Annotated in this window: 9 protein-coding genes; 3 read left to right on the forward strand and 6 right to left on the reverse strand. The window is 65.6% G+C overall.

What is annotated here, in order from left to right; all coding sequences use genetic code 11:
* Window positions 1–43 precede the first annotated feature (43 nt).
* The 4 genes from ACE039_RS05385 to ACE039_RS05400 all read right to left on the reverse strand — a co-directional run bounded on the left by ACE039_RS05385 (window position 44) and on the right by ACE039_RS05400 (window position 4,558).
* A complete protein-coding gene (locus ACE039_RS05385) occupies window positions 44–1,135 on the reverse strand; it encodes a TRAP transporter substrate-binding protein (RefSeq protein ID WP_448709486.1) in 1,092 nt (363 codons plus the stop codon).
* 359 nt (window positions 1,136–1,494) lie between these two features.
* Complete coding sequence (locus tag ACE039_RS05390) at window positions 1,495–2,052, reverse strand: DUF1415 domain-containing protein (protein WP_105557751.1); 558 nt, start codon at window positions 2,050–2,052, stop codon at window positions 1,495–1,497.
* The gene (locus tag ACE039_RS05395; RefSeq protein ID WP_310029316.1) at window positions 2,049–3,518 is read right to left on the reverse strand and encodes a M20 family metallopeptidase; all 1,470 of its coding nucleotides are present in this window, start codon (window positions 3,516–3,518) and stop codon (window positions 2,049–2,051) included. Before ACE039_RS05395 ends, ACE039_RS05390 begins: the two co-directional genes overlap by 4 nt.
* Before the next feature lie 122 nt (window positions 3,519–3,640).
* Entirely contained in the window at window positions 3,641–4,558 is a 918-nt protein-coding gene (locus ACE039_RS05400; protein ID WP_105557749.1) for a LysR family transcriptional regulator, read from the reverse strand.
* Between the two features lie 129 nt (window positions 4,559–4,687).
* Here ACE039_RS05400 and ACE039_RS05405 point away from each other — a divergent pair, with 129 nt between their 5' ends.
* Both ACE039_RS05405 and ACE039_RS05410 read left to right on the forward strand, forming a co-directional pair.
* Window positions 4,688–5,644 carry an alpha/beta hydrolase gene (locus ACE039_RS05405; RefSeq protein WP_485821863.1) on the forward strand — a complete coding sequence of 319 codons (957 nt, stop codon included), beginning with the start codon at window positions 4,688–4,690 and terminating at the stop codon, window positions 5,642–5,644.
* A gap of 19 nt (window positions 5,645–5,663) precedes the next feature.
* Entirely contained in the window at window positions 5,664–6,653 is a 990-nt protein-coding gene (locus ACE039_RS05410) for a tripartite tricarboxylate transporter substrate binding protein BugE (RefSeq protein WP_105557747.1), read from the forward strand.
* 103 nt (window positions 6,654–6,756) lie between these two features.
* On the opposite strand, the gene ACE039_RS05415 is transcribed toward ACE039_RS05410, so the two are convergent.
* Window positions 6,757–8,385, reverse strand: a complete 1,629-nt coding sequence (locus ACE039_RS05415; RefSeq protein WP_485821864.1) for a methyl-accepting chemotaxis protein — start codon at window positions 8,383–8,385, stop codon at window positions 6,757–6,759.
* 221 nt (window positions 8,386–8,606) lie between these two features.
* Between ACE039_RS05415 and ACE039_RS05420 the strand changes: the two genes are divergently transcribed.
* Complete coding sequence (locus tag ACE039_RS05420; RefSeq protein ID WP_485821865.1) at window positions 8,607–9,515, forward strand: LysR substrate-binding domain-containing protein; 909 nt, start codon at window positions 8,607–8,609, stop codon at window positions 9,513–9,515.
* 107 nt (window positions 9,516–9,622) lie between these two features.
* Here the strand turns inward: ACE039_RS05420 and purL are convergent, their stop codons facing one another.
* Window positions 9,623–13,672: a phosphoribosylformylglycinamidine synthase gene (purL, locus tag ACE039_RS05425; RefSeq protein WP_485821866.1), complete on the reverse strand. Its 4,050-nt coding sequence runs from the start codon at window positions 13,670–13,672 to the stop codon at window positions 9,623–9,625.
* Window positions 13,673–13,940 lie beyond the last annotated feature (268 nt).

The following is a 13,940-nucleotide window of genomic DNA, read 5'->3' on the forward strand; positions in this document are numbered from 1 at the left end:
CCCCCCCCCCCCCCCCCCCCCCCGGCACGATCAGGTCCGCCGCTTACTTGCGGTTGATCGTGCCCATGTAACTGTCGTAGCTGCCTTCGGCGACGCGGAACCAGGGCAGTTCGTTGTCGCGGAAGTTCTTCATGCTTTCGTAGACTTTCTTGAACACCGGGCTCTTGGCGCTCATTTCGTCGTACAGCTTGACCGATTCCGCGAAGCACGCATCCATGACGGGCTTGGGGAACGATTGCAGCTTGGCGCCCTGGGCGATCAGGCGGCGCAGCGCGGCCGGGTTCTCGGCATCGTACTTGGCGATCATGTCGTTGGTCGCCGCGGCCGATGCTTGCGCCAGGATGGCCTGGTAGTGCTTGGGCAGCTTGTTGTAGGCGTCCTGGTTGACGTACAGGGACACTTGCAGCGTGCCTTCCCACCAGCCCGGGTAGTAGTAGTGCGGAGCCACCTTGTTGAAGCCCAGCTTTTCGTCGTCATAGGGGCCGATCCACTCGGCCGCGTCGATGGTGCCCTTTTCAAGCGCCGGGTAGATATCGCCGCCGGCGATCTGCTGCGGCACGACGCCCAGACGCGACAGCACCGCGCCCGCGAAGGCGCTGACGCGGAATTTCAGACCCTTCAGGTCGTCGACGGTTTTGATTTCCTTGCGGAACCAGCCGCCCATTTGCGTGCCGGTGTAGCCGCAGGGGAAGTTGACGATGTTGTAGGTCTTGAAGACCTCGCGCAGCAACGACAGGCCGTCGCCGTGGCGCATCCACGAATTCATCTGGCGCGTGTTCAGGCCAAACGGAACGGCGGCGTCGAAGCTCAGGACCGGGTCCTTGCCGTAGTAGTAGTACGACGCGCTGTGGCCGCATTCGATCGTGCCGTTCTGCACGCCATCCAGCACTTGCAAGGCCGGGACGATTTCGCCGGCCGGGAACACGCGGATGGAAAACTTGCCGCCCGTTGCCTCCGACACGTACTTGGCGACGCTTTCACCGCCCGAAAAGATGGCATCGGCGCTACGCGGGAAACTGGACGCCAGGCGCCAGCTCAGCGTGGGGGCCTCTTGGGCGATGGCGGGCACCGCCAGGGTGGCGCCGCCTGCTGCGGCCCCCAAGGTGGCTTTCTTCAAAAACGAACGGCGTTGCATGCAAGTCTCCCAACTTTGGATAAAGTTTGTGCTGGTCCCGGGGCGATTTGGTGGAGCCCCTGGCGCGATCCAGTGGGTAACAAATGGTCGCGCTTTATGATTTTGGGGGCGATGCTATCGGCAAATTTATGCCGGGACGTAGCGGGAAAACCCTTGCCGTAAGTTTCGTGAAATCTTTCTCGTGGGTGTCGCTGGTATGACCAGCGCATGCCAGAAGCACCATCTGCTCTGCTTAAGAGACCATATCAGCTGGCATTCCGGGGGCCGGGTCGCCCGAATAAGCGGCCGCCCCTATATAACTAGAAAATATTTAGCACAGGGGTGCCGGCGCCGGGCAAGCGGCGGCCCCCTGCCCGGCCTCAGGCCTTGGTCATCAGCTTCTTCCAGCCTTCCAGACCCAGCTTGTTCATCGTCTCGATGTTCTTTTCGTAGATCTCGGAGGCGTCCGGGAAGGACTCCACCGCGCGATCAATGCTGTCTTCGCGCAGCAGGTGCAAGATGGGATATGGCGACCGGTTCGTGTAGTTCTCGATATCGTCCGGCTGCGTCTCGGCAAACTGGAACTGCGGGTGGAAGGTTGCCACCTGCAGCTCGCCCACCAGGCGCATGCGCTTGAGCAGGCGATCGGACAACTCTTCGAAATCGTTGAAATCCAGAAAGTCGTCCAGCGCGTCGGGAATGATCAGCAAGGTCGTGTCGACCTTTTCGGGGTCGGTCTCGGCCAGTAGCGCCAGTTCGTCCTGCAGGTCGGTCAACACCCCTTCGGCATCGGTGGCGTCGCTGACGGCAAAGCGGATCTGGTCTTTGACCTGAACCGCCTTGGCGAACGGACAGAGGTTCAGGCCGATCACGGCCTTGGTCAGCCAATCGCGGGTTTCGGCCACTACATTGGCGTAAGCGTCGGAAGTGGAAATCATGCCGGCATCGCCGCCATGGTCTGGGCGACGGCAGCCGTCAGCTTCTTGCCGTAAGGCACGTGCAGGAATTCATTAGGGCCGTGGGCGTTGGACTTGGGGCCCAACACGCCGCAGACCATGAACTGCGCCTTGGGGAAGCCCTTTTGCAGGATGCTCATCAGCGGAATCGTGCCGCCTTGACCGATGTAGCCGCACGGCTGGCCGTAATACTGCTGCGATGCCGCGTCCAGGGCCTGGGTCAGCCACGGCACGGTAGCCGGGGCGTTCCAGCCGGTGGCGGCGCCGTCATTGGCCTTGAAGATCACCTTGGCGTTGTAGGGCGCGTCGGCTTCCAGCAATTCCTTGATTTCCTGCGACGCGGCCACGGCGTCCACCAGCGGCGGCAGGCGCAACGACAGCTTGAAGGCGGTGCGCGGGCGCAGCACGTTGCCGGCGCTGGACAGCGGCGGCAGGCCTTCCGCGCCAGTCACCGACAAGGTCGGACGCCAGGTGCGGTTCAGCAGCGCCTGCTCGGGCTCGGTGGTCATCGGCAGCACGAAGCCGCCTTCGGCGCCGCAGCTCCAGGGGAAACGGCGCCAGACTTCGTCGCCCAGGATGCGCGCGGTGGCGGAAACCTGTTCGATGCGTTCGGCGGGGATCTCGCAGTGCAGGCTTTGCGGCAGCAGGCGGCCGGTGCCGCTGTCTTCCAGGCGGTCCAGCAGATGGCGCAGGATGCGGAACGACGACGGCACGACGCCGCTGGAGTCGCCCGAGTGCACGCCTTCATCCAGCACCTGGACTTCCAGCGTGCCAGACACCATGCCGCGCAGCGACGTCGTCATCCACAGCTGATCGTAGTTGCCGGCGCCCGAATCCAGGCACACCACCAGCGCCACGTTGCCCAGGCGGTCGCGCAGCGCGTCCACATAGGGCAGCAGGTCGTAGCTGCCGGATTCTTCACAGGTCTCGACGATGCCCACGCAGCGCGGGCGGGGAATGCCCTGCTTGTCCAGCGCCATGATGGCGGTCAGCGAGGCGTATACGGCATAGCCGTCATCCGCGCCGCCACGGCCGTACAGCTTGCCGTCTTCGTATTTGGGGGTCCACGGCCCCAGGCCCGCGCGCCAGCCCGAGAATTCCGGCTGCTTGTCCAGGTGGCCATACAGCAGCACGGTGTCGCCGTTATCGCTGCGGGTAGCGGGCGCATCAAAGAAGATGACGGGCGTGCGGCCCGGCAGACGCACCACTTCCAGCACCAGGCCTGACACCTTCTGCGCTTCGACCCACTGCGCCGCATCGCGCACCACGCGTTCAATGAACGCGTTCTTTTCCCAGTCGGCGTCAAACGCCGGGCTCTTGGCCGGCACGGCGATGTAGTCGGTCAGGGCGGGGATGATCTCGTTGTCCCATTTGTCGTCGACAAATTCCTGGAGGGCCTTCGGGTCCAGGGTGGGCGGCAATGCGTCTTCGGGGATACGTGCGTTCATGGCGCGGGATCCTGTATGTGCGTGGTCGGGCGGGGATGGGGTAATCCGGCATTTTATGCCTGCGCGGGCCCGCTGGCACCTTTTGTCCCCGTTTGAAGTTCGCAGGCGTGAATTCGGTGTCGCTATCTGGCCGCGTACGCTTCGATTCGGCTCCATACCTGACGGGCCAGCGGTTTGGCATTGTCGACCGACTGGTACAGCCGGATCTCCATATGGATGTCGTTGCGGGCGCTGTCGGCGCGCACCAGCGCGCCCGTCCGCAAGTCGGCTTCGATCAGCGTGTGCGGCAGCCAGGCCAGGCCGAAGCCCTGCCGCGCCATCGCGTGCAAGGCATCGGCCAAATCCGATTCATACATGGTGTGCAGCAGCGGCACCACGCAAAGCCCGCGCAGGCGGTCATGCAGGATGCGGCCCAGCGACATGCTGTCGGCGTACGCCAGGAACGGCACGGCAGGGTCCGAGGCCAGCTTGGGCACGGCATGGCGTGGATGGCGTCCGCCTGGCGACACCGGCGCGCTGACTGCCACCAGCTTGTCGGCCCCGACGCGCCGGCACCGATACCCCGGGTTGTCGATCTTGGCGTACAGCGGCTCGTGCGCGTGGCACAGCAGGAAATCCACCTCGCCATCCGCCAGCATGTCCACGCCGTAGTTCAGCGTGGTGGTGATGACCTTCAACTGGAACGCCGGCATGCCCTGCTGCACGCTGGCCATCACGCCCGGCAGCACGGAATGCGCCAGGGTCTTGCCCGACGCGATGGTGATCTTGCGATTGCGCTCCTGCTCGGGCTTTTGCAGCGCCTGGCGGGTGTCGCGCAGGATATCCAGCACGTCGATGGCGGCAGCCAGCATGCTGCGCCCGGCCGGGTTCAGGGTCGTGGCCTGATGGCCGCGCTCAACCAGCGGCACGCCCGCCCATTCCTCCAGCGCCTTGATGCGGCGCCCGAACGCCGGATGCGTCACGCTACGCGCCTCGGCCGCCTGGAACATGTTGCGCGACTTCGATAAGGCGACAAGGTCTTCCAGCCATTTGGTGTCCATATCTCTTCCAGAACGGGTGCAGCGTGGAGGTTCAACGCCTGTGCCGATCTGGCACAAGGGATGCTCATTTTGCACAACCCAGATACATCTGGCAACTAACATCCCGGCGTCCACTCCTTGGTAACGCCGATGTCCGACACCCCTGTCCTGCTCAAATCCCTCCGCAGTCATTTCCTGGGCGGCAGCGAAGCCGTGGCCGGCGGCGTGCCGATGCTGCAGAAAAAGGTGGTGGACAACGCGTCGCCCCGATTGATCGACATGAACGGCGGCTACAGCGTCGGGCAGCTCTACGTGCAGGAATACCGGTTGGCGCAACCGCGGCATCCCTACCCGGTGTTGCTATGGCATGGCGGCGGCATGACGGGCGCGCAATGGGAAAGCACGCCCGACGGCCGCCAAGGCTGGCTGTGGCGCCTGCTGCAAGCCGGTTATGACGTGTTTGTCTCGGATGCGCCCGAACGCGGCCGCGCGTCGTGGGCGATGTACCCGCAGGTCTATGACAGCGCGCCAATCTTCCGCTCAAAGGAAGAGGCGTGGCGCCTGTTCCGCATCGGCCCGGGCTCGGGCTACGCGCCTGCCGGTGAACCGCGCCAAGCCTATCCGGGGCAGCAATTCCCCACCGAATCCTTCGACACCTTCGCCAAACAGTTCGTGCCGCGCTGGCTCACCCATGGCGACATGGCGCTGGACGCCTACCGGCAGCTACTGGAACTGGCCGGCCCCTGCATCGTCTTCGGCCACAGCCAGGGTGGCGGTTTCGCCACGCTGCTGGCGCACGAATACGCCGCCACCGTGCGCGCCGTGGTCGCGCTGGAACCCACCGGCACCCCGGCCTGCGTGCCCTGCCAGTTGCCACCGCATCTGCTGGTGTGGGGCGACCACTTTCAGGCGGACGACACCTGGCTGCGCTACCGCGGCCAGACGGACGCCTATTGGCGCGCGCTACGCGCGGCCGGCGTTTGCACGCAGGTGTTGGACCTGCCCGCCGCGGGCATCGCCGGCAATTCCCATTTCTGCATGCTGGACCGCAATAGCGACCAGATAGCGGGATTGATCCTCGATTGGCTCGACCGCAGCCTCGACTAACCTTCACCTGGAGACACAGATGAATTTCAAGAAATCCACCATCGCGCTGGCGCTGCTGACCGGCGCCACGCTGGCCGCCGGCGCCGCTTCGGCGCAGCAAGCCGCGGACTACCCCTCCAAGCCCGTGCGCCTGATCGTGCCGTTCGCCCCGGGCGGCACCGCCGACATCATCGGCCGCGTCTTCGCCGCGCAATTGGGCACCGAACTGGGCGCCACCGTGGTCGTCGAGAACAAGGCGGGCGCAGGCGGCTCCATCGGCACCCGCTTCGTGGCCGACTCCGCCCCCGACGGCTACATCCTGCTGCTGGCCTCGTCCAGCACGCACGGCACCAATCCGGCCGTATACAAGTCGCTGACTTATGACGCCACGCAGGACTTCACCGCGATCACGCAACTGGTGACCGTGCCGGGCGTGCTGAGCGTCACGAAGGATTTCCCGGCGGCCGACCTGAATGCGCTGATCGCAACGTCCAAGGCGAATCCGGACCGCTACACCTACGCCTCGTCAGGCGCGGGCGGCCTGGGCAACCTGGCCATGGAATTGATGAAGTCGATGACGGGCGCCAAGCTCATGCACATCGCCTACCGCGGCGCGGGCCCGGCGTTCACCGACGTCATCAGCGGCCAGGTCTCGATGATCTGGGAACCGGTGCCGGCATCGCTGCCCTACATCAAGGGCGGTCAGATCCGCCCCATCGCCATCGCCGCCGATACGCGTTCGCCCGAACTGCCCGACACGCCGACCTTCAAGGAAGCCGGCCTGGCGCGCTATGAGGCCAACGCGTGGAACGGCCTGCTGGCGCCCAAGGGCTTGCCGGAAGACGTGAAGAAGAAGCTGCACGACGCCTCGGTCAAGGCGCTGAACGCCCCGGACGTGAAGGCCAAGATGGCCAGCCTGGGCGGCACGGTCGTGGCGGGCACCTCGGACGCGTTCCAGCAAGTGATTGCCAGCGACGTGAAGAAATGGAAGAACGTGGCCGCCGACGCCAAGATTCAACTGGACCAGTAAGCAGGACGAAGCGGAGTAACGCATGTGCCCGATCCGGGCAGCGTGCTCCGCGCCCCCTGCGGCGATAAGACGGCCACCGGCAATGTGCCGATGGCCGTTGCCGTCAGGCGCCGATCAGCGCCGGTTCCTGGCCGCGTCCCAACGCGGGAGCATCGGCGTCGATCACCTGGCCGCCGGCTTGCAGCTTGAACACCGCCACGGCCTCGCGCAGCCGCTGCGCCTGCGTCTCCAGCGACGCCGCAGAGGCCGCGGCCTGCTCAACCAGCGCCGCGTTCTGCTGCGTCACGCTATCCATTTGCGACACGGCCTGATTCACCTGCTGGATGCCTTGCGACTGCTCTTCGGACGCGCTTGAGATCTCGTTGATGATGTCCGTCACGCGGCGCACCGACACGACGATCTCCTGCATGGTGGCGCCAGCGGCTTCCACCTGGTCCGATCCAATCGACACCTTCTGCACGGACTCGTCGATCAGCCCCTTGATTTCCTTCGCCGCCTGACCGCTGCGTTGCGCCAGCGCGCGCACTTCGCTGGCCACCACAGCAAAGCCCTTGCCTTGCTCACCCGCGCGCGCCGCTTCCACCGCGGCGTTCAGCGCCAGGATGTTGGTCTGGAACGCGATGCCGTCGATCACGCCGACGATGTCGGCAATGCGTTTGGAACTGTCGGCGATGCCGCGCATCGTGCCCACCACGTCGCCCACCGCCCTGCCGCCCCGCGTGGCCACTTCCGAGGCCGCCGTGGCCAATTGCGATGCGCTGCGCGAACTGTCCGCATTGTTCTTCACGGTGGACGACAGTTCGTCCATGCTGGCCGCGGTTTCCTCCAGCGAGGCCGCCTGCTGCTCGGTGCGGGAAGACAGGTCGATGTTGCCCGCCGCGATTTCGCGCGAACCGGTGTGGATCTCTTCCACGCCCAATCGCACGGCCGATACCGTGCGGGCCAGGCTGTCCTGCATGCGCTTGACCGCGGCATACAACACGCCGATCTCGTTGTTGCCACGCTGTTCGATGCGGTTGCTGAGGTCGCCCGCGGCGATGCGGTCGAACAAACGGCCGGCGTCGTGCATGGGGCGGAACACCGAGCGCGCGAAAATCACGTACAGGCTGACCACCAGCACGGCCACCACCGCCAGCAGACCGACAAGCAGCACGATCGCCCCGTTGATGCGCGCGGACGTGTCGCGCGCAACGCGCTGGCCCACTTCGTCGGCATAGTCCACATACTTCTGGATGGCCTGCGTGAACGCGATGCCCAGCGGCGTGACCTTTTCAAGGTTCAACCGGCTGGCGTCCTGCGGCTTGCCGGCACGGATGGCGGCCACCATGGGCGCGATGGCATCCCGCTGGTAGACGTCGTAGGCAGCCAGCGCGGCGGTGAACAAGGGCTTGCCCTCGGCGGACGTCTCGGGCTGCTTGCGGGCGATATCGACCAGGTCGGACGCCTTTTTGGTGTAACCGTCCAGTCGCTGCATGCTGGCCATACTGTCGATGCTCTTGCCTTCCAGCAGCGCGCTTTGCGCCGCCAGCAGCACCAGGCGCGCGCGCAGCAATTCGGCGGCCGCCGAGTCCACGGCGTTGGCGCGGACCAGATTCGTGTCCAGCAGCAGCTCAATGGACGTGCGGTTGGACGTCAGTTGCTGATACACGGCGACGCCGGTTACCAGGAAGAGCGCAAAGAAGACGCCCAGGGCGGACGTGAGGATTGCTCGGATACTTAAATTCTTGAACATGAAAGGCCACTCCGGAGTTGCATAACGCTTGTCCGGTTAACGGCTCAATGCAATGAAAAGTTAAATATCTCATTGGGTTACATCTGTTTGACATCGGTCAACCGCTGCCCGGCCCAAGGTTGCCGGGCACGGGTTAATGGACTACGGTCATTCACCCCATAACAGGCGGCGTGGGGCCCGCTCAGAACAGGCACACCGAGTGATCCCGGGGAGACATCAAGATGAAGCTGCAGCAGGTATTCGATTTCCTTGCCGTCACGCAACACGGCAGCGTGCATGCGGCGGCGCGCGCCACCGGACAGACCCAGCCCGCCATGACCAAATCCCTGCGCAGGCTGGAAAACACGCTGGGGTTGCCGCTCTTCGAGCGTCACGCCAAAGGCATGCGCCCCAACGACTATGGCAAACGCTTTCTGCCGCACGCGCAGCATCTGGTGCACGAAACCAAGCGCGCGCGCGACACCATGGCGCAAATGCGCGGCGACCGCAGCGGCAAGGTGCAATACGGCATTTCCGCGGTGGCTTCCATGCTGCTGGCGCCGTCGGCTATCCACCGATTCCGTCTGATTTATCCCGACGTGGAACTCAGCAGCCGCAGCGGGCTCTGCCATACGTTGACGCCGTTGCTGCGGGACGGGCTGCTGGACTTCGCCATCTGCCCGCTTGGCCACGACCTGTCCGACGCGCAGGTGAAGGCGCGCACGCTGATGAACAGCCCGATGGCCGTCGCCGCGCGCCGCGGCCATCCCATGCGGCATGCGCGGTCCCTGAAGGCGTTGCAGGACGAGCTCTTCGCGGTGGCCGGCCCGCCCGGCCAGCCGGGCGCATCCGTGTATCAGGTGTTCGAGCAGGCGCGGCTGGGCTCGCCCCGCGTGGACATGCATACGGACGGACTGATCGACGCCGCCGCGCTGGTGGCCAACAGCGACCGCATGGCGCTGCTGCCCACCGCGCTGATCACAACCGGATTGCTGCGCGAGCAACTGGAAATCGTGCCGGTCGAAGAGCCGCTGCCCGCCTATGTCATCAGTCTGCTTCAGCGCGCCGGGCAACCACTGACGCCCGCCGCGGAGGAACTGGCCATGCAGTTCGCCGGCCAGGCATCATCCCTGCACGGCGCCCTGCCCTGATCCAGGTGCATCCCAGCCACACGCCAATCGCGACGATAAAAAAACGGGCCGAAGCCCGTTTTCTGCCTGAGCCCGGTTAGCGGGTCAGAGTTGGCCGCAGCCGGGCTTTACTTCAGCCAGACGCGCGCGTTGCGGAAGATGCGCATCCACGGGCTGTATGCACCGCCCTTGTCGGCGTTGCCCCATTGCTCGGGTGCCCACGACATCATGACGTTGCGGGTCACGCGTTCCGGGTGCGGCATCATGACCGTGAAGCGGCCATCGGCGGTGGTAACGGACGTCAGGCCGCCCGGGCTGCCGTTCGGGTTGAACGGATAGGCCTCGGTGGCTTGGCCACGATTGTCGATGTAGCGCGCGGCGGTCAGCACACGGCTGGCGTCGCCTTGCTGCGAGAAATCGGCAAAGCCTTCGCCATGGGCCACGGCGACCGGGATGCGGGCGCCTTCCATGCCGGCGAAGAAGATGGACGGCGACTTGGCCAGTTCCACCATCGACAGGCGCGCTTCGTACTTTTCCGACTGGTTGCGCGTGAAACGCGGCCAGTGTTCGGCGCCCGGAATCATGGGGGCCAACGCCGCCATCATCTGGCAGCCGTTGCACACGCCCAGCGCGAACGTATCCGGACGCGCGAAGTACGCGGCGAATTGGTCCGACAACTGGTTGTTGAAGCGGATGGTCCGCGCCCAGCCTTCGCCGGCGCCCAGCACGTCGCCGTAGCTGAAACCGCCCACCGCCACCAGGCCTTGCATCTGCGCCAGGTCCACGCGGCCGGCCAGCAGGTCGGTCATGTGGACGTCGATGGCTTCGAAGCCCGAGGTGTCGAACGCCCAGGCCATTTCCACCTGGCTGTTGCAGCCCTGCTCGCGCAGGATCGCCACGCGCGGACGCTTGCCGGTGTTGATGAAGGGCGCCGCGATATCTTCTTGCGGGTCGAACGACACGTTCGGGCTCATGCCCGGGTCGGTCGTATCGTTCCAGACGTCCAGTTCGGCTTGGGCGCAGGCGGGGTTGTCGCGGCGCGCCATGATGCGGTAGGACACTTCGCTCCAGGCGCGGCCCAGGTCAGCACGCGGCTGGCCCCAGACCTTCTTGCCGTCGCGGTAGAACTCGACTTCGTCGGCGCCGTTCAGGCCGCCGATGACGTGCGAGTGGGCCGACAGGCCCGCGCCGCGCAGCACTTGCATGACCGCGTCGCGCTGCGATGCCGGCACCTGGATGACGGCGCCGGCTTCTTCCGAGAACAGCGCCTTCAGCGTCAGTTCTTCGCGCTGCACCTTTACCTGGTCCGGGCGGATCTTGTAGTCGCCCCAGTCCGCCGATTGCGGATCGAACGTCAGCATGTCCAGGTTCACGGAAATACCGGTGCGGCCGGCGAAGGCCATTTCGGTCAGCGTGGCGAACAGGCCGCCGTCGGAACGGTCGTGATAGGCCAGGATGGTGCCGGCTTCGGCCAGCGTGCGGATGGTGATGAAGAACGCGCGCAGGTCTTGCGGCGCGTCGATGTCCGGCACGGTTTCGCCGATCTGGTTGTACGTCTGCGCCAGGATCGAACCGCCCATGCGGTGACGGCCGCGGCCCAGGTCGATCAGGATCAGCACGCTGTCGCCGGCGTCGGTACGCAGTTGCGGGGTCAGGCTGGCGCGCACGTCGGCCACGGGCGCGAACGCCGTGACCACCAGCGACACCGGCGCCACCACCTGGCGCTGCTCGCCGTCCTGTTCCCAGGACGTTTTCATGGACAGGGAATCCTTGCCCACGGGGATGGACAGGCCGGTGGCCTGGCACAGTTCGCTGACGGCGGACACGGTGTCATACAGGGCGGCGTCCTGGCCGTCCACGCCGCAAGCGGCCATCCAGTTGGCGGACAGCTTGATATCTTCCAGGCGCGCCACGTCGGCGGCGGCCAGGTTGGTCAGGGCTTCGGCCACGGCCATGCGGCCGGACGCCGGGGCGTCGAGCATGGCGATGGGGGTGCGTTCGCCCATCGACATCGCTTCGCCACGGAAGCCTTCGTAGTCGGCCAAGGTAACTGCGCAGTCCGCCACCGGCACTTGCCACGGGCCAACCATCTGGTCGCGGCTGGACAACCCGCCCACGGTGCGGTCGCCGATGGTGATCAGGAAGGACTTGTTGGCGACGGTGGGGTGACGCAGCACGCGGTAGGCGGCTTCCGTCAGGTCGATGCCCGCCAGGTCCAGCGGCGCGGACACGCCCGGCAGGCGGCGCACGTCGCGCGTCATGCGCGGCGGCTTGCCCAGGATGACGTCGATCGGCACATCCACGGGGCGCACTTCGACCTCGCCTTGCGGGCGAATGGTATCCAGGCCGGGCAGGCCCTCGCCATCCACCACGCGCAGCTGGCGTTCTTCGGTGGCCACGCCCACCACCGCATACGGGCAGCGTTCGCGGCGGGCGATGGCGTCAAAGCGTTCCAGGTCTTTGGGCAGGATCGACAGGACGTAGCGTTCCTGCGATTCATTGCTCCAGACTTCAGCGGGCGACAGGCCGGACTCTTCCAGCGGCACGCGCTTCAAGTCGAAGATGGCACCGCGGCCGGCGTCGTTGACCAATTCCGGGAAGGCATTGGACAAGCCGCCCGCGCCCACGTCGTGGATGGCGATGATGGGGTTGTTTTCGGCCTGCTGCCAGCAGCGGTCGATGACTTCTTGCGCGCGGCGTTCGATTTCCGGGTTGCCGCGCTGGACGGAATCAAAGTCCAGTTCGGCCGAGTTGCTGCCCATGCTGATGCTGGACGCGGCGCCGCCACCCATGCCGATACGGAAGCCCGGGCCGCCCAGCTGGATCAGCAGCGCGCCGGGGGGAATCACGTCTTTGTGGGTCAGACCGGCGTCGATGCTGCCCAGACCGCCCGCGATCATGATGGGCTTGTGATAGCCCCAGCGCGTGCCGCCCGCCGTCTGCTCGAACGAACGGAAGTAGCCCAGCAGGTTGGGACGGCCGAATTCGTTGTTGAACGCCGCGCCGCCGATGGGGCCGTCGATCATGATGGACAGCGGCGAGGCGATGCGCTCGGGCAGGCCGTGGTGGTCGGCTTCCCAGGGTTGCAGCGCGTCATCGAAACGCAGGTGCGACACGGTGAAGCCGGTCAGGCCGGCCTTGGGCTTGGAGCCACGGCCGGTGGCGCCTTCGTCGCGGATTTCGCCGCCCGCGCCGGTCGACGCGCCCGGGAACGGGGCGATCGCGGTCGGGTGGTTGTGGGTTTCCACCTTCATCAAGGTGTGCACGGTGGTGTCGCGGCGGATGTACTTGGCGCCGTCGGCGCCCTGCCCCGTGACGCCGGGCACCCCGGCCTGGAAGCGCTGCGCGGGGCCACCGGCCATGATGGCGGCGTTGTCCGAATAGGCCACGACCGTGCCTTCCGGCTGCGCCTTGTGCGTGGCGCGGATCATGCCGAACAGCGTGTTGGGCTGTTCCTGGCCGTCGATCACCCATTCGGCGTTGAAGATCTTGTGGCGGCAGTGTTCGCTGTTGGCCTGCGCGAACATCATCAGTTCCACGTCGGTGGGGTCGCGCCCCAGGTCCGTGAACGACTTGGCCAGGTATTCGATTTCGTCTTCGGACAAGGCCAGGCCCAGCGACACATTGGCTTCGGCCAGCGCCTTGACGCCGTCAGCCTGGACGCCGACGGTGCGCATCGGCTTGCCAGCCAGCGCCTGGAACAGCGCCTGGCCGTCAAAGCTGGCGTCGACCACGGTTTCGGTCATGCGGTCGTGCAGGCAATCCGCCGCGCGCGCCAGCATGGCGTCGTCGAAAGACTTGGTGCCCAACAGGCCGCGTTCCGGAGTAATCACGTAGCGCACGCCGCGTTCGATGCGGTGCACCGACGACAGGCCGCAATTGTGGGCGATGTCGGTGGCCTTGCTGGCCCACGGGGAAATGGTGCCCAGGCGCGGAATGACCAGCAGGGACAAGCTCTTGGCGGGCGTTTCAGCCGTGCTGGGGGTGCCGTAATCCAGCAGTTGGGTCAGGTGTTGCTGCTGTTCGGCCGTCAGGGCGGCGTCGGTGCTGACGAAGTGCTCGTAGCGAGCGGAGATGTCGGCCACCGGCAGGCCGGCTTCCTTTAGTTGCGCCAGCAGGCGATCGCGACGAAAGGAGGACAGGACAGAGGAACCAGGCAGATGCTGAACTAGGGACACGATGCGGGCGCCGTATAAGGATGGGTGCAAAAAGTGATTTTACCTGTTTAGGGGGTTTTCCCGGAGCGCTTGTTCAAGAAGCGTTCGAACCCCCTGCTTTCCCTATTGTTACAAAAGAATTCCAGCGGATACGCACCGGAATGGTGCGCAGCAATATCCGAACAAAGGCACGCCCCCGGTGTGGTTTATCCGGCGGCTTCGCGCGCAACATTGCCATTCCCTGCTGCGACGCAGCATGTTGTTGCCGCCCCGCACCACGGGAAAACAC

Source organism: Achromobacter maghribensis (assembly GCF_057334215.1).

Excerpts from the sequence above, each read along its gene's own strand:
- ACE039_RS05395 (WP_310029316.1), bottom strand. The coding sequence starts at position 3,518 with ATGAACGCACGTATCCCCGAAGACGCATTGCCGCCCACCCTGGACCCG.
- ACE039_RS05400 (WP_105557749.1), bottom strand. The coding sequence starts at position 4,558 with ATGGACACCAAATGGCTGGAAGACCTTGTCGCCTTATCGAAGTCGCGC.
- ACE039_RS05405 (WP_485821863.1), top strand. The coding sequence starts at position 4,688 with ATGTCCGACACCCCTGTCCTGCTCAAATCCCTCCGCAGTCATTTCCTG.
- ACE039_RS05415 (WP_485821864.1), bottom strand. The coding sequence starts at position 8,385 with ATGTTCAAGAATTTAAGTATCCGAGCAATCCTCACGTCCGCCCTGGGC.
- ACE039_RS05420 (WP_485821865.1), top strand. The coding sequence starts at position 8,607 with ATGAAGCTGCAGCAGGTATTCGATTTCCTTGCCGTCACGCAACACGGC.
- ACE039_RS05410 (WP_105557747.1), top strand. The coding sequence starts at position 5,664 with ATGAATTTCAAGAAATCCACCATCGCGCTGGCGCTGCTGACCGGCGCC.
- ACE039_RS05385 (WP_448709486.1), bottom strand. The coding sequence starts at position 1,135 with ATGCAACGCCGTTCGTTTTTGAAGAAAGCCACCTTGGGGGCCGCAGCA.
- ACE039_RS05390 (WP_105557751.1), bottom strand. The coding sequence starts at position 2,052 with ATGATTTCCACTTCCGACGCTTACGCCAATGTAGTGGCCGAAACCCGC.